Source organism: Streptomyces sp. NPDC001714 (assembly GCF_042892755.1).
Taxonomy (GTDB): domain Bacteria; phylum Actinomycetota; class Actinomycetes; order Streptomycetales; family Streptomycetaceae; genus Streptomyces.
The window spans coordinates 21,587-44,589 of sequence record NZ_JBIAUL010000030.1; the positions used below are offsets into that span (position 1 = coordinate 21,587).

The window sequence follows — 23,003 nt, forward strand, 5'->3', positions numbered from 1 at the left end:
CGCTGTGGGCGCGGCCCGTCAGGTGGGGGTCTCTGTGGCCACTGCCGGGCGAAACCCGACCTCGGCCGCGCTGTGCGGCGAACGGCCCGTCCTTCTGACGTCTACAAGATGTAGTAGATTAGTCGGGTGGTCACCCTGGCGTCGTCGCCATGTCATTCAGACGTCACCTTGCAAGCGAGAGGCGACCGGTGACAGAGCCCGAACCCCATGGCCGCTCGCTCATCCCGTGAGCACTTGACGCACTCTCAAAGACGGAAGGACCTCTCCCTATGGCCGCGGCCGCCACCGCGCAACTGGCCCTCGACGGATCCGGCGTCGACGGCTCGTTGTTCACCTCGGTCACCGACTTCGCCCGTGACACCAAGTGGCTCAACACGCCCATGGAGGTGTGGACCAACCTTGGTCTCGGGGTCTTCGCCATCCTCATGATCGCGGGCTGGTGGACCGCACGGCGCCGTGGCCCGCGGGCGATGACGGTCGCGCTGGCAGCGCCGGTCGCCGTTCTGACGGCCTTCGCCGCCGCCGAGGTCGTCAAGAAACTCGTCGCGGAGGTGCGGCCCTGCCGGTCGATGCCCCACGCCTACCTGGTCGACACCTGCCCGGCGCCTTCGGACTACTCCTTCCCCAGCGGGCACGCCACCGTGGCCGCCGCGACCGTGGCAGCGCTCTTCCTGCTCGACCGCCGGCTGACCGCCGTCGCCGCCGTGTTCGCCGTGCTGGAGGGCTTCAGCCGGGTCTACGTCGGCGCCCACTACCCCCACGACGTCCTCGGCTCCGCTGCCGTCGCCCTCCCGGTCGCCTTCCTCGTCAGCTTGGCCCTGCGCCGCTGGGCCACCCCGCTGGTCGGCTCCCTGAGCCATGGGCCGCTGCGCCCCTTGCTGGCGACCGAAGTCATCGCCACCACAGCACCGGCCCGGCAAGCCGTTTCGGCCGGGGATCCACTGTGACCGCCCGTCCGGCGGCGTAGCCTCTCACATCGTGCGGCGTGCCGGAACGGCCGAGACCGGGGGCGGCACCAGGGTCGGCAAACCGGCGTTCGGCGCCGAGTCGGCCGTGTGCCGGCAGGGCCTGGGGGGAGCGGCGCGCGTATGCCGGCCCTTTCCGACGGATCCGGAGCCGGCCCCAGGCGTGGCCGTGCCGCTTGCCGCCGTCGGCAGTGACGCGGACTCGGCGTAGACAGGCCGGACGCCGGCATCGGGCTCACGCTCGCCCGTGAACCGGCCTTATCGCTCGGCGGTCGGCTCGCCTTGGTGCGAGCCGCGCACCGCGCATGTTCGTCGTGCTCCTGCCGGTCCGCCGGGCGACCGCGCGACGGGGGTGAGGAACGGCGCCCGGCAGGTCAGAAGTGCCGCTCTCCGTGCTCCGGACGATCAGGAGCGGCACAGCCGTTCGGTCCGTGCCCAGGTGCATCGTCGTGGTCGGTCGGCGCGGCGGCGGTGGTACTGGCATGTGCCCTGCACAGCGCCCACTGCGCGCTGTCCAGCATGCGGTCGCTGTCCGAGGCGGCGTTGGCCAGGCTCGCGCAGCAGACGGCCAGCAGCAGACCGCCCGCCAGCAAGGGCAGGCTGCGACGGGCGGGCGGCGGGGCCAGCAGGGCCCGTACCCGCTGGGGCACCACACCGCCGGTCGCGGCCAGCGCCGCCGGACGGGACGCACCGGCGGACGCCAGGGCGGCGCGGCCCACGGCGTGGGCGACGACCGTGCGGTCACCGACCCGCTCGGCGGCCTCCTCGTCGGCCCAGCGCTCCAGGACGAAGTCGCCCGCGACGGCCACCGGTCGCAGCAACGGGTTCAGGGCGGCCGTGAGCCGCCACACGCTCTGGAACACGTGGTGACGCCCCCGCAGATGCGCCCGCTCGTGGGCGAGCAGTGCCTCGCGCTCGGCGTCACCGAGACGGCGCAGCATTCCCCGGGAGACGACGATCCGGCCCGGTGACCCGGGCAGTGCGAAGGCCAGCGGGACGTCGTCGTCGAGTACGGCCAGCTCCGTGTGTCCGGGCAGGTCGGCGCACTCTCGCCGGGCCCGGAGCAGGTGGCGGCCCTGCCGGACGGCGGCCACGCCGAGAGAGACGACACACACTGCGAGCACCAGGGTGCTCAGGGCCGCGACCACGGCATAGACGGGATCCTGGGAGCGCAGCGCGGACACGGACCAGCGGCCCTCCTCGGCGATCTGCGGGATCTGTGCCACTCCGGTGAAAGCCAGCAGGGCGAGGGATCCCGCCCATCCGGCCGCCGTCACCAGTGCGGCGCAGGCCAGCGCCAGGGCCGCCGGGCGTGGGGGCAGCCGGTGCGCCACGGGGGGTGCGAGCACGGCGAGTGCGGCCGTGACGAGGAACGGGATGTAGACGCTGATCAGCACCGGCTCACCGCTTCCCGGGCGAACGCCGGCTTTCGGGGAGTACGTCGTCGTGCCCGGACAGCAGCTGCTGCAGCAGGTGCTCGTCCTGTTCGGACAGCTCCGAGACGAAGCGGGCCAGCACCGCCTGACGGTCGGAGCCACCCGTCAGCAGGGAGTGCATGCGCTGGGCGGTGTGCGACGCCTCGTCGCGGGCCGGCTCGTAGGCATAGCCACGGCCCTCGCGGTGCCGTACCAGCATGCCCTTGTCATGCAGCCGGGACAGGATGGTGAGTACGGTCGTGTAGGCGAGGTCGCCCGGCAGCTGTTCCCGGACCTCCCGTGCGGTCCGTGGACCGTCCGCCGCCCAGAGCGCGGCGAGTACATCGCTCTCCAGTTGGCCGCGAGCCCGCCGCCCGGATGCCTCGTGGGCTTCCTCGTCTCCTTGGCTCGTCACCTCGCCGTCCGCCTTCCCTCGCCGTCGTCGCGTACAGGCTACCCGCCCACGTCCTACTTGTTGTAGGACGTCGGTGGTGACGAGGGTGCCCGGCGCGCGGGCCGTCGTGATCGTCGTCGGGGTGCCGGTGCCCGCGGCGGAGGCCAGTGCGGCGGTCCAGGGGTGCGCGTCCCTCCGGCCGCTCGGCGATATGTGAGATTCCGGACGATTCCCGAACGGCTACTACATCACGTAGAGGCAGGGCGTACGGTGGGGGTATCGCGGGAACCGGGCGGTCATCCGGTCTGTGCCGGCCTTCTCTCGTCGGCTGCCGGGGTGACGGACGGGAGCGGGTGCTCCCGAGGGGTGTCCAGGGCTCCGGCAGATGTCTACGAGGCCGTAGTCGTCCAGTTGTCTGGCTGAACTCATTCATCCGAAAGGACCCTGCCCCATGACGGCACCGATTCCGGCGGCGTCCCAGTTGGCTGTGAACGTGCTCGACGCCCACTCCCTGCTGGCCGCCTTCGGCGTGCTGGGCGTCGCCGTGGTGATGTTCGCCGAGACAGGACTGCTGGTCGGATTCTTCCTGCCGGGCGACTCCCTGCTGTTCACCGCCGGCCTGTTGTGCACGGGGTCGGCGCAGGGGAGCCTGCATCTGTCTCTCGGCCCCCTGCTCGTGGCGGCGGCGGCAGGCGCGTTGGCCGGGGCTCAGTGCGGATATCTGCTCGGGCGGAAGGCCGGCGGAGCGCTGCTGGCTCGCAGCCACTCCCCGCGACTGCACGAAGGAGCGAAGCGCGCCGAGGAACTCCTGGAGCGCTATGGGTATGCCAAGGCCATCGTGCTGGCCCGTTTCGTGCCCGTGGTGCGCACGGTCCTCAATCCGGTGGCGGGCGCGCTGGAGGTGCCGGTACGGACATTCACCCGGTGGCAGGTCGTCGGCGGGCTCGTGTGGAGCGTCGGCCTCACCCTCGCGGGGTACGCGCTCGGCTCGTCGATCCCGAACGTCGACCGCTACCTGCTCCCGTTGGTGGCGCTGATCGTCGTCGTGTCTCTGGCCCCCCTCGTCGCCGAGGTGTACCGCGGGCGCCGGGCGGCACGGGCGGATCTCGCGCAACACCAGCGCGCCGGCCAGGGAGAATAGAGAACCGTTGGTGGAGTACCTAGGGTCAGCCTGTGCCTTCTATTGTGGTGTGTGAGGACGATGCGGCGGTTCGTGACGTGCTCAAGCGTGCACTTGAGCACGACGGCCATACGGTCGCAGTCGCTTCCACTGCGGACAGCCTGCTCCGCCAGCTTGAGCCGGTCCCTCACCTGGTCGTTCTGGATCTGGGACTCCCGGACGCCGACGGCCGCGATGTCTGCCTGGCGCTGCGGGCCCGTGGCGTCGATGCCCCGGTGCTGATGCTCACCGCTCTGGACGGCATGCATCACAAGGTGGGCGGCTTCGAGGCGGGAGCCGACGACTACATGACGAAACCGTTCGACATCCCGGAGTTGCTGGTGAGGGTCCGCGCCCTGCTGCGCAGAACAACCGCGACGACCCCACCGAGGGGCGTCGTTCTCGATCCGGCGAAGCATGTCGTGATCCACGGTTCGACGAGCGAGAGCCTGACGCCGACCGAGTTCCGGTTGCTGGGCAGGCTCATCGCCTCACAGGGCGACGCGGTACGCCGCCATGCCCTGGTCGCCGCGGGCTGGCCGCATGGCGCGCAGGTCAGCGACAACACCCTTGACTCCTATGTTCGCCGGCTCCGGACTAAGCTCGGTGCGCTGGGCGTGGCCGATCGCCTGGCTACGGTCCGCGGGGTGGGCTATCGATGGGAGTGACAGGCTTCCGCGGGAGGGTCGTCGCCCTTGCGGTTCTGATCGCGACCGCGGTGGTCGCCGTGCTGGTGGTGGTCTCGCACGTGTTGCTGAGCCAGGTGACCGACGCCGACGCGAACGCTCTGGCGCACACCCGTGCGGAGGCGGTGGCGGCGAACGTGGCCGTACGCGGTGGCCACGTCGTGCTGATCGAGGGCGGCAACGAAGCGCTGGACACGGTCTCGTGGGTGTACGCCGACGGGCACCTCATCGACGGAATCGTGCCGGGCAGCTTCCTTGAACGCGTCGACGCGCTCGTCGGCTCCGGGCGGTCCCAGACCACCACGGTCGGCAGTCACCTTCTCTATGCTCAGCCGATCCGGCTGGAAGGCCACCACGTCATGGTGGTCGTGAAGGTGGATCTGACGCCGTACGAGACGTCGGAGCAGCACAGCCTGACGATGTCGCTGATTCTGGGCGGCATCTCGATCGTGCTCGCAGGCGTCGTCGCGCACCTCGTGGTGGGGCGCGCGTTGCGGGTGGTCCACGACATGGCGGCTCTCGCCGACGAGTGGGGCGATCACGAACCCGGGCGCCGATTCGACCTCGGCGTTCCTCGCGACGAGTTCGGGGAACTCGGGCGAACCCTCGATCGCCTGCTCGACCGCGTGGACAACGCGCTCGCGGACGAGCGCCGGCTCACCGACGAGATCGCCCACGAGTTGCGGACCCCCCTGACGGCCCTGCGGGGCGAGGCACAGTTGGCGCAGCTCTCCGGTCAGCAGGTGGCACCGGAGGCCGTTCTGACCGAGGTCGACCGCCTGAACACGGCGATCACCACGATTCTCGGTGCCGCCCGGACACGGATCCCCGGCGGTACCCGCTGCGATCTCAGGGCGGCGGCGCGACAGGCGATCGCCGGTCGCTCCATCGAACTCGCCATCCCGGCCAACGTCGATGTCGCCGTGGCGACCGACCTCGTGGTGGCTGTGCTGTCACCCCTGCTGGAGAACGGCCTGCGGCACGCGAGTTCGCGCGTCTGGGTCACGGCGCGCGTCCAGCCCCAGGGGGTCGTGATCGATGTCCTCGACGACGGTCCCGGGTTCGACCCGGCGGAGGTCGACCGGGTCTTCGAAGCGGGCGTGACCAGCGGTGACGGGCACGGGTTGGGGCTGGCGGTGGTAAAACGTCTCGCCGTGTCAGCAGGAGTGGCAGTCCGTGCGATCGCGGATGGTCACGGCCGCGTCGAGGTGACCTTCCCCACGGCCGAGGCGATCGCGTAGTCAGGTTGTGTGCAGGTTGGCCGAGCCAACCTCGGCGCATGACAACGACGAGCGAAGCCCGCACGCGCCGCAGTGGGCGGCTGATGCTGAACAAGGTTCCCGAGGTCACCATCTGGTTCTGGGTGATCAAGATCCTGTGCACGACCGTCGGTGAGAGCTTCGCCGACTGGATCAACATGAAGCTGGGCGTCGGCCTGGTGAACACGGCCTGGATCTTCACCGCGGTGTTCGTCGTGGTCCTGGGCGCCCAGCTGCGGCTGAAGCGGTACGTCCCGTTCCCGTACTGGCTGACCGTGGTCGTCGTCAGTGTCACGGGCACGCTGTACACCGACATCCTGACCGACCAGCTCAACGTGCCGCTGTGGATCAGCACCACAGTGTTCTCGGTCCTGCTCGCCGTGGTCTTCGGTGTGTGGTGGCTGCGCGAGCGCACCCTCTCGATCCACTCGGTCAACACGCTGCCGCGTGAGTCCTTCTACTGGCTCACCGTTCTCGTCACCTTCGCGCTCGGCACCGCGACCGGCGACTGGACCCTCGAACTCACCGGCTGGAGCCCGGGCGTCTCGGTCCTGCTGCCGCTCGGCCTCATCGCGGCGATCATGCTGCTGTGGAAGTTCGGCGCGAACCCGGTGCTGTCCTTCTGGCTCGCCTACATCCTGACCCGCCCGCTGGGCGCCAACATCGGCGACTGGCTCGCCTCCCCGAAGGTCGCCCAGCCGGGCGAGCCCACCGGCCTCGCACTGGGCACCTTCACCACCAGCCTGATCTTCCTCGGCCTCATCCTGGCGACCGTCATCTACCTGACGGTGACGCGCTCCGACGTGACCGAGACCTACGACGCCACGCACACCCCGCAGGTCACCGCGAACCCGCGCAGGGAGCGCACCGCGCTGGCGGGCTTCGGCCTCCTCGCCGTCGCCACCGCGGGCCTGCTGGTCTGGGCGCACAGCCAGCCGCATGTCGGCCCGGCGCCGGAGGAGGACGCCACCTCCACCGTTCACCTCGCCCCCGGCCAGGCCGTGAAGAAGTTCCCGGCCACGAAGGTCGACGCGCTGAGGACACTCGCATCGACCTCACTCAGGGACGTACAGTCCGGGAACGCCACCGGGGCCCACACAGCCGCCCAGTCGCTGCGAGACCTCTGGGACGCCGACCAGGCTTCGTTGCAGCCGCTGGACAACACCGGATGGACGTTCCTCGACGCCCAGATGGACCAGGTCCTGAAGACCTTCGGTATCGACCACTCGAACCCGCCGATGTCGCAGGCCCACCAGGAGGCCGAACTCCGCACCCTCCTCACAGATATGCGCTGACGGACCTGATCGGCGGCGACTCCGCCGGAGTCGCCGCCGATCACGGCTGATGTAGGACGGGGATCTGGAGTCCGGGGGCAACGGCGGAGCGCCGCCATGACAAGGCCGTGGCCGGGAGGCGACACCACGCTGCTCGGGCGAGGGCGGCGGGGCGCCGAACGCGGGACGGCAGTCAGGATGTGTTCAGGTAGTCCGTGGCACGGTCGGGCCTCATGGCACACGCGAGATCAGAAACCACGGCGGCCTCATCGGTCGATGCCGCGGCGTCCTCGGGCCGCCGGTCGCGCTGGAACAAGGTGCCCGAGCTCACCGTCTACTTCTGGATCATCAAGGTGCTGTGCACGACGGTCGGGGGGACCGCGGCCGACCTGCTCGACGAGAAGGCCGGGCTCGGCCTGACCGGAGTATCGGTGCTGATGAGCGCCCTGCTGGCGGTCGTCCTGGCCGTGCAGTTCCGCACGGGCGCCTACCGCGCCGGCGTGTACTGGCCGGCTGTCGCGCTGATCAGCGTCGTCGGCACGCTGGTCAGCGACGATCTCACCGACGACATGGGGGTGCCGCTGGAGACCGGCGCCACCGTCTTCGCGGTCGTCCTCGCGGTGGTCTTCGTGGTCTGGTACTGGCGTGAGCGGACCCTGTCCATCCACCACATCGACACGACCGCCCGTGAGTCCTTCTACTGGCTCGCCGTCCTGTTCGCCTTCGCTCTCGGCACCGCCCTCGGCGACCTGGTCTCCGAGCGGATGGACTTCGGCTCCTGGCTGTCCGCGGTCCTGGTCGCCCTGGTCATCACCGCGGTCGCCCTCGCACACTTCGCGCTTGACCTGGACGCGGTGTGGAGCTTCTGGATCGCCTATGTCCTCACCCGCCCGCTCGGCGCGTCCATCGGCGACTACCTCTCGCAGCCGACCGGTGACGGCGGAGTGGGCCTGGGCACCGTCGTCACGAGCGTGCTGTTCCTCGGTGTCGTCCTCGGCCTGGTGGTGTACCTGGCGGTGACCCGGAAGGACGTCGGGCAGCCGCAGCGAGCCGCGCGCCACGCCGCCTGAACAGGGACGGGGCAGGCGTTCCAGAGGTGTTCAGGCTGCCGCTGCCAAGGTCGTTGATCGCGATCGCCTCACCGCGGTCGCCCCTGTGGCAAGGTGCTCGCCCCCATAGCAGGACGAGCACCTTGCCCTGCGACCACACAAGGAGCCCCCCACCTTGCAGCAGCCGAACGATCTCACCGACCTCGACGTCGCGAGCACGACGAAATCGGTGATGAAGAAACTGCCCGAGGTCACCCTCGCCTTCTGGATCATGAAGATCGCGGCGACGACCCTGGGCGAGACGGCCGGTGACCTTTTCTCCCAGACCTTGAAGCTGGGTTACTTCCTCACCACGATCGCGCTGTTCCTGATCTTCGTGGTGACCCTCGTCGTCCAGCTCGGGTCCCGCCGCTACAACCCGTTCTTCTACTGGACGGTCATCCTGTCGACCAGCATGGCCGGCACCACGATGTCCGACTTCATGAACCGCGACGCCAGCACGAAGTACCTGTCCGGCGGCGCCACCTCACTCGGCTGGGGGCCACAGGGCCTCGGCCTCGGCTATCCCGTCGGCGCGGCGATCCTCATCTCGATCCTGCTGGTCGTCTTCGCCGTCTGGCGGCTGAGCGGAATGACGTTCCAGATCCGCGACATCGTCACCTTCCGCGGTGAGGCTCTGTTCTGGTCGGCGATCCTCGTCTCCAACACCTTGGGCACCTCCATGGGTGACTTCCTGTCCGACAGCTCCGGGCTCGGATACGCGGGCGGCGCGCTGCTGGTGACCGGGCTTCTCGCCGTACTGGTCGCCCTGATGAAGGTGCCCGTGGTGCCGAACGTCCTGCTGTTCTGGATCGCGTTCGTCCTCACCCGCCCCCTCGGCGCCACCGCGGGCGACTTCCTGACCAAGCCGGTAGCCAAGGGTGGTCTCGATCTCGGTACCCCCGGTTCCTCCGCGGTCCTGCTGGCCGTCCTGCTCGCCCTCATGGCCTACGCGCACGTCCAGGAAGGCAGGACCCGTAGCGAGCGGGCGTAGCCACCCCACCCAGGGCAGGCCTCAGCGAAAGCCGAGTCGCCTGCCGGCCAGATGTCGAGTACGTGTTCGGGGGTGCCTGCCCACACCGAGGCGGCAGGCACCCCGAGCCCCTGCGCCGTGTCTCCTCTTTGGTTTGGTCCACGGGCCTCTTCGAGTCGTACGTCGTCTCCTCTGTCTGTGCCCGCTCGGCAAAGGGCGGGAGCCTGCACCGTGCGGAAGCGGTGTGCCGATGCGCGCGGCGTGCCTGAACGTGTGGGGACAAGCGAGCGTAGGTGCGCGGGCCTTGTGGCTTCCGTCCCGCGCATGGCGTCCGCAGCGGTGTCACGGTTGTGGCGGGACCGGCGTCCGCCTGCGGTGCACGAAGAGCCGTCGGTTGTGTGAGACCCGGGGCCCGCCTGGTTGCTCGGCGGTGATGTGGCAGCGGGCCACAAGTTCGAGAGTGACTGTCACAGCCACGGCCTGAACGGCCATCAGGGCTATGAGGACGAAGAGTTGAACTGCTCCGGCGACAAGGGGGTCGGCTCCGCCGAGCAACATGCCGACAAAAGCGCCGGGCAGGGTTACCAAGCCGACGGTGCGAGTCTGGTCGAGACCCGGCAGCAGTGCGTCGGAAGCTGCGGGCCTGGCGATCTCGATCCTCGCATCGCGTTCCGTCATCCCGAGCGCGAGACCGGCCTCGACCTCACCGTGGCGTTGCGCGAGCGCCGAGAGACTCTGGCGGCCGGCCAGGACCGTCGCGGTGAGGGCGCCTCCGATCAGGATTCCGGTGATCGGGATGACGGCTATGCCGTGGGGCGAAACGAGTCCTGTGGCCAGCAGGAGGGCGACAGCCGGTACCACACTCGCGGCGATCGGCACGCCTGCCCACCACCAGGATCCGTTCGCGGTGATCCGTCGGCCTGCAGTGCGTACCGCGACCCCGTACATCAGGATCAGGAACGCCGGAAGGCCGGCGCGCGAGGACACAACCCATCCGATGACCGCGGATACGGCTATGAGTTGCACGGCGGCACGCACTCCCGCAGTCAGGACTTCGCGTGCTCGGCCGAAGCCTTGATCTGGGGACAAACGGGCCGTGGCGGTAACCGCCACGGCTGTTGCGAGGAGTACGGCCAGGGTCCAGCCGAGGTTGGCATCGACAGGCAGAAGGCTGGTCGAGGCGGAGCTCATGCGTCTCACCGTTCATCGCTGTTGGGCTGAGGGTCTGCGGGCACAATGCCGTGGCTTCGACGCTGCAGACGGTCCCGTTGACTGCCGTCTGAGGCTGCCCTAGGGGACCTACGTGGGTTGGTGATACCCGGCCGAGTACGTTGCCCGCTGCGTCGATCCTCCGGCGCAAGTAGGCGATGTACAAATCGACGACACGGGAAGTGCTCCCGGAGCGAAGCAGAGCGAACTCGTCGGGAGAGAGCTCAAGGAGCCTGCCGTTGCGAGTGACTCGTGAGCAGTCTCGTCCATCAACGGATCTGCGACTCTCAGGCGACTTCCGGCGCAACATCGCAAGCGGTCAGGAAGAGAACGGAGACCTCGGGCAGGAGCGCTCGGATGCGCCGAGCCACGGCGGGGCCCTCGAGGTCGGGCAACAGCACGTCGAGTACCCAGGGCGTCAGGGCGAAAGCGAGCGGTGGGGGCGAGCGGTCGTCGGCGGTGGTTCCTCCCTCGGCGGGAAGGACGGCGAGCCGCGTGCGACCGAGCCGTTCTTCGGTACGGGGGGCCGTGAGCGCGGGTGATGATCGAGTCGTGGCGGCGGGCGGGTGCCGTGAGCGAGGCTGCCGCCGGCACCCACGCCACCGCGGCCGCTGCGTCGTGGCCGAGTCCACCGTGAAGACGCATGTCGGCCGAGTCCCGGCCAAGGTCGCCGCCCGTGACCGCGTCCAGGCCGTGATCTTCGCCTACGACCGGGGAATCGCTCGCCCCGGTGCCGGCTGGCGGGAACGCCGCGGTCCGAAGGGAACAGGCGTCTTCTCACCCGCCTCTCACCCTACAAGTCGTAGGGTGGGATGTCCTCCTACGGTCTGTAGGAGGTTTCGGCTCGGTGGCCGGTTCGGCGGCGTGTGACGACGAGAGGCAAACGATGACCGACGGCTCGAACGCCATGGCGACCGGTGCCCCGCCTACCGGCCTTCCCGCGCAGGCCGTCCGGCCCCGGCGCCCGCGAGGCGACCCCCGGCTCGGAGCGGTCGCGGCCGCGTTCACGCTCGCCCAGCTCGTCCTCGTACGGCCCGATCTCGGCCTCGGCTGGGACGAGACCGTCTACGTCAGCCAGGTCAGCGGTCACGTGCCCGCCGCCTACTTCAGCGCGCCCCGCTCCCGCGGCATCTCGCTCCTCGTCGCCCCGATCGCGTCGTGGTCCGACTCCACCGTCCTGCCCCGGACCTACCTGGCCGTCCTCTCCGGACTGGCCCTCCACCTCGCCCTGCGCGTCCGGCGGGGCCACTTCGGACCCGGCGTCCTGGCCACGGCGGGGCACGACGCCAGCGCCACGGTGGCCGAGCTGAAGCGCGCCGCTCATCGCACGTCCTTCGCTCTCCTCGCTCCGCCGGGGGGCCGTGCGCCCGCGTACGCGCGCACCTGGACCGCTGAACAGGTCGGCGGTCTTCGGGCGTACGTGGCACCCGGTGCACGGCAGGGAAGGGGAGCGCTGTGACCGCGGCCGAGGGCCTGCCGATCACTGTGGGCAGGCGACTGTACTTCCAGCTGGCCATCACCCTGACTGTGCTTGCCGCCGCCGGTTGGGTGCTCGCCGTGCACCGGGCCACGCTGGACAGCGGCACCGACCGGCTGGCCGCTGCCGACCGGGAGTGGCTGGTGCTCGCCTGCCTCGCCGCGATGGGCACCTGGGTGTGCGCGGCCGTGGCACAGCAGGGGGCGGTGGTCGAACGGCTGCCCAGGGGGCGGCTGGTGGCGGCGCAGTTCGCGGCCGGCGCCGCCAATCACCTGCTTCCGGCGGGGGTCGGAGCGACGGTGGTCAACCTGCGGTTCCTGACGCGGTGCGGGCTTTCCACCCGGCGCTCGGCGACCGCGCTGGCGGTGAAGGCGGCCGTCGGCGGATTGGTGCGGTGTGCGCTGGGGGTGGCTCTGCTGGTCGCTGCGCCCGGCACGGTCCATCTCTCCGCGCGGGTCCCGCATGTGCTGGTTCTGCTGCCGGTGGCGGCCGGAGTCGTCGTCCTGGCGGCTGCGATCAGCCACCGCCTCAGACGACTGGTGGCCCGGGCCTTCGCCGACGTGCGGGACGTGCACCGGTGCCCGGCGCGGGCCTGTGCGTTGTGGGGCGGGTCGGTCGCGTTCGCTCTGCTGCATGCCGGGGTGGTCCTTGCCCTGATCCACGCGATCGGCCTCGGCCTCCCCGCGAACCGCGTGGTCATGGCCTACCTGGTCGCCAGCGGCGCGGCAGCGCTGCTGCCGACACCGGGCGGGCTGGGGTCTCTGGACGCCGCGCTCGCTCTCGCGCTCACGGCGGCCGGCGCGCCGGGAGCACAGGCGGTGACGACGGTCCTCGGCTACCGCCTGCTGACCGGATGGCTGCCGATGGCCCCCGGGCTGCTGGTCCTGGCGCTGCTGGCCCGCCGCTCGGCCTTGTGAGCCGGCGAGTTGTTCGTCATACCTGGGGGCACTCTGCGCGCGCCCTCAACCCGGCGGATCGGGTTGCCGTTCCAGCCGGTATCCGTGCCCCCGCAACGTGGTGATCCGGGGCAGCCGGGCCGGCCGCCCGCCCGTCTGCGCCACCTCGGTGAGTCTGCGGCGCAGGCCGGCCAACGTCACGTCGAGGGTCTTGGTGGAGCCGAACCAGTTCTCGTCCCACACCTCGGCCATCAGCGTCTCGCGCGAGACCGCTTCGCCGACCCGCGTGGCCAGCACCGCGAGCAGGTCGAACTCCTTGGCCCGCAGCGGGACGTCGACGCCGAGCAGTGCGCAGCGACGGGCCGTCACGTCGACGACCAGATCGCCCAGCCGCACCGGCTCCCGGGCCGGCACGGCCACCACGTGCCGTCTGAGGTGGGCCCGCAGCCGGGCGAGCAGCACGGTCAGGCTGAACGGCTTGACCAGGTAGTCGTCGGCCCCGGCGTCCAACCCGGCGATGATGTCGATGTCGTCGGTCCGTGCCGTCAGCACGACGATCAGCAGGTCGGGGAGGCGGGCGCGCAGCTGCCGGGCGACGTCCAGGCCGTCCATGTCCGGCAGCCCCAGGTCCAGTAGCAGTACCTCGTACGGTGCCTGCTGGGCCTCCGCCAGTGCGCCCGCTCCGGTGCGGCACCACGTCGGGGCGTAGTCGTGGCCGCGCAGGCCGGTTTCCAGGTGGCGGCCGATGGTGTCGTCGTCCTCGACGACGAGGACGCGCAGTCGGCTGCGGTCCGGTGCGGCGGGCGTGCGCATGGTCGACAGCCTAGGAGTCGCCGGGACGAGGGGCTCGTCATGAGTGCACGCCGGGTTCACAGGTCGCGGAGCTCCTCCACGGCTGGGCGGTGGCTGCCGCGGATGCCGTTGAGGGCCGCTGCCAGGATGGCGGCGACGGCGGCTGCCCCGGTGAGTGCCAGGTAGGCACCGGGGATCGACAGGGTCGCGGGTGGCGGATCGAAGACGCCGGTCAGGACCTTGACCAGCATCTCCGACAGGGCCCAGCCGATGAGAGCGCCTCCGGCCAGGCCGGCGACGGCGAGGAGCAGGGCCTCGGCGAGGACCATGCCGCGCAGCTGGCGTGGTCGCGCGCCGAGGACGGTGGCGATGGCGAAGGTCCGGCGGCGTTCGGCGAGTCCGAGGGCGAGGACCAGGCCGCCGGCCCCGGCGGCGAGCAGGACGGCGAAGGCGAGCTCGATGCGGGTGAGGCCGGCCAGGTCGACCGAGGTCAGGCTGGTGCCGACGGTGCCGCGGGTCTGGGTGAGATCGGTGACGGTGGCCCGGGTACCGAGCTGCCCCCGCAGGTGGGCGGCGATCTGCCGCTGGTTCGTGCCGCCGGTGTCGAGGAGGAAGGCGCCGACCGAGTCGTCACCGGTGGCCTTGGCGATGTAGGCGGCGTTGGCGACGAAGAAGCTGTCCTTGGGGGCGGTGGGGAACTCCTTGGCGATGCCGGCGTAGTGGAAGGGGACCGTGCGCAGGGACTTGGTGCGCGCGTCCTGGATGCGCAGGTTGAGGGTGTCGCCGGGGGAGAGCTGGAAGTCGTTGACGGTCTCGACGCTGACGAGGAGGTTGTCCGGGCGCTGGGCGAGGCGGCGCATCAGCTGGTCGGCGGTGCCGCCGGCGAAGTAGGCGTCCTGGAGCGAGGTGGCCTTGGCGACGCTGTCCGGTCGGACGCCGTAGAGGTCCTGCAGGTCGGAGCCGACGTAGGCGAAGCGGTGCTGGAGGGGTTCGACGTGCCGTACGCCGGAGACCTTGAGCGCTGCTCCGGCTGTGGGCGGGACGCGGGCACCCGGTGGTTCGGTGACGGTGACGTCGGCGCCGTTGGTCAGCCGGGCGTCGACCTCGGCCTGCTGGTGGTAGGTGGCGTTGAAGACGGCGGTGGAGACCGCGAAGGAGACGGCGAGGGCGAGCAGGACCACCGACCGGGCGAACGGGCGGCGGCGCCGGGCCAGCACGGCGGCGGTGGTGCCGGCCAGGGTCGCGGTCAGCGGCCGGGCCAGCCGGGCCAGCGCGGGCCGCCCGTGGGTGAGGGCGAGCAGGGTGAGACGCCAGAGCAGCAGGGCCGCGCCGATCCACAGCAGAGCGGGGCCGAGAAAGGCCCAGTACGACACGGAGATGCTGGGGACGCCCTCCGGGGCGAGGACGAGTGCGTACTGGTTGCCGGAGGAGGCACGGAAGACGAGCCACGAGCCGATCAGGAGGGCGAAGTCCAGGCCATAGCGCATCCACCAGGGCGACCGGGAGCCTCGTCCGTCCTCCTGCTTGCGGGTGTCGGCGACGGTCACCGTGCGCAGGTCCCGCACGGCCGGGACGAGGACCGCACCCGCGGCCACCGCGGCCCCGAGCACGAAGGCGACGGCGTACCAGACGGACCAGGTGCCCGCGCTCGCCCCGAAGGAGGCCGTGCCGAAGGCGAGACGGCCGGTGAGGGCGGCGATACCCAGCCCGGCCAGGCCCCCCGCGAGGCCGATCAGGGCCGCCTCCAGCCCGGCGAGTGCGGTGATCTGGCGGGGCCGCAGACCGCGCAGCCGCAGCAGCCCCTGTTCCTGACGGCGCCGTCCGCCGCCGGCCGAGGCGACCGCCGCCGTCAGTGTGGCGGCCAGCACTGCGCCCGGCACACCGAGGAAGAGGAAGAGGATCTGGGCGTACAGGGCGTCCTGCCGGGCCGAGTCGAGAGCCGCGCCGATGTTGTTACCGACCAGGGCCGTACCGGCGGAGCGGGCTTCGAGGTTGTGGGCGGCTCCGGTGACGGCGGAGTACGCGGCGGCCGGGTCGGAGGGCAAACGGGCGTTGTCGCGAGCGGTGTGGATCTGGGTGGTGACACCGGTGACGCCGCCAGTGAGGGCGGCGAACTGGGTGGCGGGCAGGAGCACGACGTTGTCCGGGGGCGCGGTCGGCTGGGACTGGCTCGGGGCTCCGACGGTCTGGAAGAGGGAGTCGGCCTGCGGCAGGTCGACCACGCCGTCCACCTTCACCTGGCGCAGACCGGCACCCGGAAGCTGGATGCCGATGGTGTCGCCGGGTGCCGCGTGCAGGTTGGAGGCGGTCTGCTGGCCCAGCAGGACACCGCTGGACGAACCGGAGAGCGTGCGGACGGCGTCGGGGAAACGGGCGCGGTAGCCGTCGGGCAGGCCGAGGGCCATGCCGGGGCCGGTGGCCTGGGTGCTTCCCTGCACGTGAGCGGTGAAGCCGCTGGTGTGCGCGAAGCCGACGGGCAGGGCGGTGCGCGTGCCCGGGGTCCTGGCCACCAGGGACAGGACCGTACGCGGGTCGGCGCCGGGCTGCACCTGGACCTGCCAGTCCACGGCGACCGAGCGCACGGCACGCTGGGTCATCGTCGCCTTCGACGCGGTGAGGAAGGAGCCGAGCGCGGCGACCAGGGCGACCGCGAGCGCGACGCCGGTCAGGGCGGCCAGCAGCCGTCCGGTGCGGTGGCGGGCCAGTCCGCTCGCCCACGTGGTGATCACGGAACCTCCTCGGGTGCGAGCAGGCGCCCGTCGCGCATGCTCCGGCGGACGGTGAGCCGGGCGGCGACAGCGGGGTCGTGGGTGGTGACGACGAGGGCCGCGCCGGTGTGGTCGGCGGCCGCCAGCAGCGCGTCCAGGACGTGGCTGCCGGTGGCGTGGTCGAGGCGCCCGGTTGGTTCGTCGGCGAGGATCAGACGTGGCGCCTGGGCCAGGACCCGGGCGACGGCCACCCGCTGGGCCTGGCCGCCGGAGATCTCCTCGGGGAGCCGGTCGGCCAGGTCGGCGGCGTCCACCAGGGCGAGTGCCGCGAGCGCGCACAGTCGCGCCTCGTCCTCCGGACGATCGGTGAGGACCAGGGGCAGAGCGGTGTTCTCTGCCACGTTCAGGGCTGGTATCAGGCTGTCGCCCTGGAAGACCAGACCGATGTCGTACGGCCCGAGCGCGGCGGCCCGGGAGACGGTGCCGCTGGTGGGCTGTTCCAGCCCGGCGAGCAGGTGCAGCAGCGAGCTCTTGCCCGACCCCGAGGGGCCGACGACCGCGAGCCGGTCCCCGGCCCGGATCTCCAGGTCGGCACCGTGCACGGCCACGACCGCCTGAGGCCCACGGCCGAAGGTCAGGGCCGCGTCCGCACAGCTGACAAGTACCTCATCCGACGGCATCGGGTGCCTCCTTGCGGTCCTCCCGTCGGGCATCGGTGGCCTTCCCATCGGTCAGGGTGATCACCCGGTCCGCGACACGGACCGCTTCCCGGCTGTGCGTGACGATCAGCACCGCGCATCCCTCCGCGGCCCGCTCCCGCAGCATCGCCAGGACCAACTGCTCGGTCTCGCCGTCGAGTTCACCGGTCGGTTCGTCGGCGAGCAGGACGGCGGGCGCGTTGGCCAGCGCGACGGCGAGCCCGGCCCGCGCCAGCTCTCCGCCGGACAACTGGCGCGGCAGGGCGTGCGCCCGGTCGGCGAGCCCCACCCGAGCCAGTAGTTCGCCGGCCGGGACGAGGGCTCTGCGGCCCTGGGCCCGCTGCGGCAGGCGGACGTTGTCGCGCACGCTGAGGTGCGGCAGCAGGTTGCGGGTCTGCAGCAGGACGCCGATATGCCGGGCCCGCAGCCGGGCCCGCTCGGTCTCGGGCCGATGGCTGATCCGTACGCCGTCGACGCGGACCTCGCCGCCGGAGGGCTCGTCGAGTCCGGCCAGGCACGCCAGCAGGGTCGACTTGCCGGCCCCGGACGGACCCACGACCGCGACCGTCTCGCCACGCCCCACCCTCAGCGACACCCCGCGCAGCGCGAGCGTCTCCTCCTCGCCGGCCCGGTAGAAGCGGTACAGCTCGCGTGCCGTGAGGGCATCGCCTGCGACACCGCCGCTCTGTGTGCCGTCGGACATGATGCTCACCGCCAGGTGAAGGAGTCGCTGACGATGCGCCACGGGTCGACGTTGTCGGCCTTGACCGGTCCGGACAGGGTCAGGTCCACCTCGTGCCCCGCGCGGTAGAACGCGTACCGCTCGAAGGCGTCCCGCACCACCTTGCCGGTGACCGGGTCCTTCGCCGAGTCGCCCTGATAGGTCAGCAGGATCACCCGGCCGGCGTGCCGGGTCACCTCACTCACCTTGGCCGAGGAGAACTTCGGTACCTGGGAGTGGAGTTGGGGTACGACCGTGTTGGAGACCGAGCCGACCGTGGGCGCGCCGGAGGCGGAGACCGCGGTGATTTTCACGGTGTTGAGCTTGTCGGTGAACGCGGTGGTGGAGCCCTGGCTCGTGCGGGCCCAGCCTTCGGGCACCTTCAGGGTGAAGCCGGTGAAGGTACCGCCGGTGGGCCGGTAGGAGACGTACACCTGGTTGTCGGGGATGTCGCCGGGCGGGTTGGACTCCGTGGGTGCCGGCTGCTTCTGCCCGCTGACGGTGGTCGACCCGGAGGCCGGGCTGCCGGAGCCGGCGTGCGACCCGGATCCGGAACAGCCGGCGGTCACCGCCGCCGCGAGGGTGAGCCCGACCACCGCGTACGTCCTGGTGTGTGCTGCCATGGTCACTGCCCTCCAGAGGAGCCTCGGACCGGACGGTCATGGCACCGACGCTAGGAAGCGGCCGGTTAACGCCCCGCTCGCAGCGGGTTAGACGACGGCAAAACCGTGTGGCGCAGCGCATCCGCCCAGGTGAGCGCCCCGCATGATGAGGACATGAGACTTCGCGTGGTGCGAGTCGCCCTGACCGCCGCTCTGGTCGCCGTCGTCCTCCTCGCCGTCCCGCTGGCCCTGGCCATCAGGTCGTCCCTGTACGCCGACCAGCGCGACACCCTGGAGCGGTCGGCCCTGGCCGCGGCCGTACGGGTTAGCCCGGACTTCGTGACCGGCGACCCGGTGGAACTGCCCGCGCCCCCGGTCGGCGGGCGTCTGGGCCTGTACGACGCGCAACTGCGCCTGCGCGCGGGCACCGGCCCACGGCCCGGCGACACCCCGGTCCGGCAGTCCCTGGGTGGTGCGGCGGTACGGGGCCGGGCGGGCGCCGACCTGGTGGTGGCCGTGCCCGTCTCCCACGCCGAGAAGGTGATCGGCGTCGTACGGGCCTCCACCCCCGCCGCCGCCGTACGCGACCGGGTGGTCGCAGCCTGGACGCTGCTGCTCGGCGTGGCCGCGCTCGCGCTGACCGTCGCCGTGCTCGTCGCCCGCCGCCAGGCCCGGGCGCTGGCCGCGCCGCTGGAGGACCTCTCCCGCCACTGCCGGGCGGTGACCGAGGGCGACCTGAACGCACGGGCCGCCCCCAGCGACGTCGCCGAGATCGACCAGGTCGCCCGCACCCACAACGAGATGCTGCACAGCCTCTCCGAACTCCTGCGCCGCGAACGCGACTTCACAGCCAATGCCTCCCACCAGCTGCGCACCCCGCTCACCGGCCTGCAACTCGCTCTGGAAGCGGGCCTGGCCCAGGACGACGACGCCCGGCTGCGGCCGGTGCTGACCGAGGCGCTGGCCACCACGGAGCGCCTGCACCACACAGTGGAGGAGGTGCTGCGGCTGTCCCGCTCCCGGGAGACGGCCCGCCCCACCGCCGGGACGATCGCCGTACGACAGTTGCTGCGGGAGACGGAGGAACGGTGGCACGGCCTCTTCGCCCAGGACGGCAGACGCCTGGAGTGCGCCGGCCAGGACGCACCGGCCGACGTCCGCGTTCCCGGCGGGCCTGTGTCGGAAGTGCTCGGGATCCTGCTGGACAACGCCCGGGCGCACGGGCGCGGCACGGTCCGCGTGGCGGTGCGGGATCTGGACGACGCCCTCGCCTTCGACGTGAGCGACGAGGGTGCCGTGACGGGCGAGCCGTCCCGGCTCTTCGACCGCGGCCGCACCGGGGACGGGCACGGAACGGGCATCGGCCTGGCCCTCGCGCGTGACCTGGCGGTCTCGCTTGGCGGCAGGCTCTCCCTGACCGGTCGGCACCCCGCCACGTTCACCCTGCTTCTTCCCGTCGGTCAGGACGGGAGGCAAGAGGCGGGTGGGTGAGCATGCCGCGGGGGCGCCCTGGTGGATGTCACCTGGGCGCCCCCGGGTCCGGTGGGGATCAGCCGGTCGGTCCTGCCGGCGTCGTAGTCGTCTTGAAGCCTTCGGTCTTGTTGGCCTGGAGGGCGAACTCGTTGGTGAAGGTCTTGCTGAGGTCCACCGACCCCTTCACGTTGCCGACCAGTTGCTCGGTCGCCAGGGAGGTCTTCGGACCGCCGGCAGGCATGATGCCGTCGGGGAGGAACTGGCCCTTGTCCTCGGTCAGGGCGGTGATGTAGTCGGCCTTGGTCACCAACTGGTTCGACACGAACGACGCCGGCAGCTTGTCGGCTATGTCGGCCGCGCTGTGCGTGTTGATCCAGTGCATGGTGGCGACGAGTGCGTCGACGACCTTCTGCACCGTGTCCTTGTGCGCGTTCACCCAGTCGGTGCGGGCGAGCACACTGGCCGCGGGGAAGGCGCCGCCCATCGCGGCCGTGGCACCCTGCGTGGTGGCCAGGTCGATCGCGGAGGTGCCGACACCCTTCTTCTCGATCGCGGCGACCGTCGGCTGCGTCGTCATCACGCAGTCGACCTTGCCGTTCTGCAGCGCGGCGATGGCGGTGGAGCCCGCGCCGACGCCTATCCGGTGGAACTGGCTCGTCTTGACGCCCTTCTTGGCGGCCAGGAACTGGGTGAGTGTGTCGGTGCCCGAGCCCAGGTCGGTGACGCCGAGGGTCTTGCCCTTGAAGTCGGCGCCCGAGGTGACGCCCGACTTCTTGGTGCACATCTCCCGCTCGCCCGGCGCGCCGGAGAGCTGGACGACGTCCTCCACCGCCTTGCCCTTGGCCTGGAACTCGATCGTGTGGTTGTACCAGGCGCCGGCCATGTCCACCTGCCCGGAGGCCATGGCTTCCTCGGCGCCGACACCGCCGTCCTGCTCGGTGCTGAGCTGGACGTCGACGCCGTACTTCTTGTAGAAGCCGAGGTTCTGGGCGAGCTGGTAGGGCAGGTAGATCTGCTTGTCTATGCCGCCGACCATGAGCTTGACGGTCGGTGTGCCGCCGGAGCCGCTCGTCGCGGTGGTGCTGCCGGAGTTGCCGGAACAGGCGCTGACCGCGCCGAGAGTGAGAACGGCGAGGAGAGACGCGGCAACGGTGGCGGGTCGTCTGGACATGGCTGGCCACATTCCTTTTGTGAGGTGGAACAGGGGAGAACGGGGGGAGGGGAGGGGCTGGGTCAGAGGGCGTTGGACGCCTCGGAGGGGGCCGGCGGGCGCCAGGACAGCAGCCGGTGCTCCAGCTTGCCGATCACCCACTCGGCGCCGAGCACGATGACCGAGATGACGAGCATGGTGGCGAACACGCCGTTGGGGTCGAAGTTGTTCTGCGCGGTCTTGATGACCAGGCCGAGGCCGCTCTGTGCGCCGAGCACCTCGCCGACCAGTGCGCCGACGATGGCGAAGCCGAAGGCGCTGTGCAGGCTGGCGATGATCCACGTGAGCGCGGACGGCACGGTGACGTGCCGGATGATCTGCAGCTGGGAGGCGCCGAGCACCCTGGCGTTGGCGAGGATGTTGCGGTCGACCTCGCGCACGCCCTGAAAGGCGTTGAAGAAGACGATGAAGAACACCAGTACCGCCGCGAGCAGGATCTTCGGCAGCACGCCGATGCCGAACGCGACGATGAAGATCGAGCCGAGGACGATCCGCGGGATCGCGTTGACCATCTTGATGTAGGGGCCCAGAACGTCGGCTAGGAAGCGGCTCTGGCCGAGCGCGACACCGACGACCACGCCGGCTGCGGCCCCGACGGCGAAGCCGACCAGCGCCTCCTGGATCGTCGTCCAGATGTTCGCGTAGAAGGACCCGAACTCGGTGCCGTGCTGGAAGAGGTCGACCAGCCGCTTGGCGATACCGGAGGGCTGCCCGAAGAAGAACGGGTCGACGATTCCCCAGGTGGTGAACGCCTGCCACCCTCCGATGACCAGGGCCGCGAGGCCGACGCGGCCGGCCCAGACCAGGGCGACGCGGCGCCGACGAGCGCGTTTGGCGACGGCTCCGGCCGAGAGAGGGGCGCCACCCTTGACGGGAGCGGGGGAGACTGCGGACGCCGTGCTCATGCGGTACCTCCTGCGGTGCGTGCGTAGGCGCGCTCCACCTCCTCGCGCAGCGAGTCCCAGATCTGGTGCTGAAGTTCGATGAAGCGGGGCTGGAAGCGGATCTCCTGGACCGAGCCGCGCGGGCGGGGCAGGTCGATGTCGAAGACCGCCTTGACCGAGCCGGGGCTGGACGTCATGACGACGACCCGGTCGGCGAGCGCCACGGCCTCGTCGAGGTCGTGGGTGATGAAGATGACCGACGGCCGGATCTGCTCCCACAGGCCGAGCAGTTCGGTCGACATGATCGCCTTGGTCTGCACGTCCAGGGCGCCGAACGGCTCGTCCATGATCAGGATCCGGGGCTCGTTGATCAGCGCCGCGGCCATCGCCACGCGTTTGCGCATACCGCCGGAGAGCTGGTGCGGGTAGCGGTCCTCGAACCCCGCGAGGCCCACCCGGCGCAGCCAGTCGCGTGCCGATGCCTGGGCCTGCTGCTTGGGTACTTTGCGGAAGACGGGGCCCATCAGGACGTTGCCGAGCACGGTCTTCCAGGGCAGCAGGGCGTCGGCCTGGAACATGAAGCTGACGCCGTCGGTGACGCCGTCCACCTGACGGCCGCCGACCTTCACCGAGCCCTCGCTGGGCCGGTCGAGCCCGGACACCATGCTCAGCGTCGTGGACTTGCCGCAACCGGTCGGGCCCACCACCGCGCAGAACTGGCCGGGCTCCACAGTGAACGAGACATCCTGCAGCGCCGTGAACACCTCACCGGCAGGAGTCAGAAATCGTTTGGTGAGCCCGGAGATCTCGACTCGTGCGCTGTCCTGGCCGGCTCTCCCGGCGACCGGACTCACTGCGGCATCGTTTCGCAAAGCCATCTGAGGTGGTCTCCTTCCTGACCTCGGGGGGTCGGACCTCGGGGGTCGAGGAAGGCAGACGCTAGGGGCCGCCGGGTGTTACGTCGCTGTTTCATCCGTATCCCGCGTAAGCCGTGTTAGCCGGACTTCTGCTCGTTCTGCTCAGCGATCCGGGGCTGGGCAGAGGGCCGAGGGCGGGGGCACAATCACGCCACCACGGGTACGGCGCAGGGGCCGCGCCCGGTAGCCGTACGACAGGCGAG

General features: G+C 71.0%; 20 protein-coding genes and 2 pseudogenes. 11 read left to right on the top strand and 11 right to left on the bottom strand.

Annotated elements, in window-relative coordinates; genetic code table 11:
• Positions 1–269 precede the first annotated feature (269 nt).
• Positions 270–947 carry a phosphatase PAP2 family protein gene (locus tag ACFY0P_RS46185; RefSeq protein WP_388928302.1) on the top strand — a complete coding sequence of 226 codons (678 nt, stop codon included), beginning with the start codon at positions 270–272 and terminating at the stop codon, positions 945–947.
• 392 nt (positions 948–1,339) lie between these two features.
• Here ACFY0P_RS46185 and ACFY0P_RS46190 read toward each other — a convergent pair whose 3' ends face one another.
• On the bottom strand, positions 1,340–2,362 hold the full coding sequence (locus ACFY0P_RS46190; protein WP_388928305.1) for a M56 family metallopeptidase: 1,023 nt from the start codon (positions 2,360–2,362) through the stop codon (positions 1,340–1,342).
• Positions 2,363–2,366: 4 nt separating this feature from the next.
• On the bottom strand, positions 2,367–2,795 hold the full coding sequence (locus ACFY0P_RS46195) for a BlaI/MecI/CopY family transcriptional regulator (RefSeq protein WP_388928308.1): 429 nt from the start codon (positions 2,793–2,795) through the stop codon (positions 2,367–2,369).
• A gap of 430 nt (positions 2,796–3,225) precedes the next feature.
• On the opposite strand from ACFY0P_RS46195, the gene ACFY0P_RS46200 reads away from it, so the two are divergent.
• From ACFY0P_RS46200 to ACFY0P_RS46225, 6 genes are all read left to right on the top strand, one after another.
• The gene (locus ACFY0P_RS46200) at positions 3,226–3,915 is read left to right on the top strand and encodes a DedA family protein (protein ID WP_388928311.1); all 690 of its coding nucleotides are present in this window, start codon (positions 3,226–3,228) and stop codon (positions 3,913–3,915) included.
• Between the two features lie 32 nt (positions 3,916–3,947).
• A complete protein-coding gene (locus ACFY0P_RS46205; RefSeq protein WP_388928314.1) occupies positions 3,948–4,601 on the top strand; it encodes a response regulator transcription factor in 654 nt (217 codons plus the stop codon).
• Entirely contained in the window at positions 4,592–5,860 is a 1,269-nt protein-coding gene (locus tag ACFY0P_RS46210) for a sensor histidine kinase (protein WP_388928317.1), read from the top strand. The genes ACFY0P_RS46205 and ACFY0P_RS46210 overlap by 10 nt, the downstream gene beginning before the upstream one ends.
• Before the next feature lie 38 nt (positions 5,861–5,898).
• Positions 5,899–7,173 carry a hypothetical protein gene (locus ACFY0P_RS46215; RefSeq protein WP_388928320.1) on the top strand — a complete coding sequence of 425 codons (1,275 nt, stop codon included), beginning with the start codon at positions 5,899–5,901 and terminating at the stop codon, positions 7,171–7,173.
• A gap of 212 nt (positions 7,174–7,385) precedes the next feature.
• Entirely contained in the window at positions 7,386–8,222 is an 837-nt protein-coding gene (locus ACFY0P_RS46220) for a hypothetical protein (protein ID WP_388928323.1), read from the top strand.
• A gap of 154 nt (positions 8,223–8,376) precedes the next feature.
• Positions 8,377–9,234: a hypothetical protein gene (locus ACFY0P_RS46225; protein ID WP_388928325.1), complete on the top strand. Its 858-nt coding sequence runs from the start codon at positions 8,377–8,379 to the stop codon at positions 9,232–9,234.
• Between the two features lie 321 nt (positions 9,235–9,555).
• Here the strand turns inward: ACFY0P_RS46225 and ACFY0P_RS46230 are convergent, their stop codons facing one another.
• Positions 9,556–10,404 carry an ABC transporter permease gene (locus ACFY0P_RS46230; RefSeq protein WP_388928328.1) on the bottom strand — a complete coding sequence of 283 codons (849 nt, stop codon included), beginning with the start codon at positions 10,402–10,404 and terminating at the stop codon, positions 9,556–9,558.
• Between the two features lie 627 nt (positions 10,405–11,031).
• Between ACFY0P_RS46230 and ACFY0P_RS46235 the strand changes: the two are divergent.
• From ACFY0P_RS46235 to ACFY0P_RS46245, 3 genes and pseudogenes are all read left to right on the top strand, one after another.
• Positions 11,032–11,157: pseudogene (locus ACFY0P_RS46235) on the top strand (LuxR C-terminal-related transcriptional regulator); the annotation flags it as partial.
• Positions 11,158–11,308: 151 nt separating this feature from the next.
• Positions 11,309–11,701: pseudogene (locus tag ACFY0P_RS46240) on the top strand (hypothetical protein); the annotation flags it as partial.
• A gap of 176 nt (positions 11,702–11,877) precedes the next feature.
• Positions 11,878–12,816 carry a YbhN family protein gene (locus tag ACFY0P_RS46245; protein WP_388928331.1) on the top strand — a complete coding sequence of 313 codons (939 nt, stop codon included), beginning with the start codon at positions 11,878–11,880 and terminating at the stop codon, positions 12,814–12,816.
• A gap of 45 nt (positions 12,817–12,861) precedes the next feature.
• Here the strand turns inward: ACFY0P_RS46245 and ACFY0P_RS46250 are convergent, their stop codons facing one another.
• The 5 genes from ACFY0P_RS46250 to ACFY0P_RS46270 are packed head-to-tail and all read right to left on the bottom strand — an operon-like array spanning position 12,862 to position 18,337.
• Positions 12,862–13,608: a response regulator transcription factor gene (locus ACFY0P_RS46250; RefSeq protein WP_388928333.1), complete on the bottom strand. Its 747-nt coding sequence runs from the start codon at positions 13,606–13,608 to the stop codon at positions 12,862–12,864.
• A gap of 56 nt (positions 13,609–13,664) precedes the next feature.
• Positions 13,665–16,316: an FtsX-like permease family protein gene (locus tag ACFY0P_RS46255; protein WP_388928335.1), complete on the bottom strand. Its 2,652-nt coding sequence runs from the start codon at positions 16,314–16,316 to the stop codon at positions 13,665–13,667.
• Entirely contained in the window at positions 16,313–16,975 is a 663-nt protein-coding gene (locus ACFY0P_RS46260; RefSeq protein WP_388928337.1) for an ABC transporter ATP-binding protein, read from the bottom strand. The genes ACFY0P_RS46255 and ACFY0P_RS46260 overlap by 4 nt, the downstream gene beginning before the upstream one ends.
• Positions 16,962–17,696, bottom strand: a complete 735-nt coding sequence (locus tag ACFY0P_RS46265; RefSeq protein ID WP_388928339.1) for an ABC transporter ATP-binding protein — start codon at positions 17,694–17,696, stop codon at positions 16,962–16,964. The genes ACFY0P_RS46260 and ACFY0P_RS46265 overlap by 14 nt, the downstream gene beginning before the upstream one ends.
• Positions 17,697–17,701: 5 nt before the next feature.
• Positions 17,702–18,337 (bottom strand): hypothetical protein, encoded by a 636-nt coding sequence (locus ACFY0P_RS46270; protein WP_388928341.1) that lies wholly within the window; start codon positions 18,335–18,337, stop codon positions 17,702–17,704.
• A gap of 153 nt (positions 18,338–18,490) precedes the next feature.
• Between ACFY0P_RS46270 and ACFY0P_RS46275 the strand changes: the two genes are divergently transcribed.
• Positions 18,491–19,807 carry a histidine kinase dimerization/phospho-acceptor domain-containing protein gene (locus ACFY0P_RS46275; RefSeq protein ID WP_388928343.1) on the top strand — a complete coding sequence of 439 codons (1,317 nt, stop codon included), beginning with the start codon at positions 18,491–18,493 and terminating at the stop codon, positions 19,805–19,807.
• Positions 19,808–19,865: 58 nt separating this feature from the next.
• Here ACFY0P_RS46275 and ACFY0P_RS46280 read toward each other — a convergent pair whose 3' ends face one another.
• The 3 genes from ACFY0P_RS46280 to ACFY0P_RS46290 form a co-directional block, all read right to left on the bottom strand.
• Entirely contained in the window at positions 19,866–20,960 is a 1,095-nt protein-coding gene (locus ACFY0P_RS46280; protein WP_388928345.1) for an ABC transporter substrate-binding protein, read from the bottom strand.
• Positions 20,961–21,022: 62 nt separating this feature from the next.
• Positions 21,023–21,904: an ABC transporter permease gene (locus ACFY0P_RS46285; RefSeq protein WP_388928347.1), complete on the bottom strand. Its 882-nt coding sequence runs from the start codon at positions 21,902–21,904 to the stop codon at positions 21,023–21,025.
• Positions 21,901–22,761: an ABC transporter ATP-binding protein gene (locus ACFY0P_RS46290; protein WP_388928349.1), complete on the bottom strand. Its 861-nt coding sequence runs from the start codon at positions 22,759–22,761 to the stop codon at positions 21,901–21,903. The genes ACFY0P_RS46285 and ACFY0P_RS46290 overlap by 4 nt, the downstream gene beginning before the upstream one ends.
• Positions 22,762–23,003 lie beyond the last annotated feature (242 nt).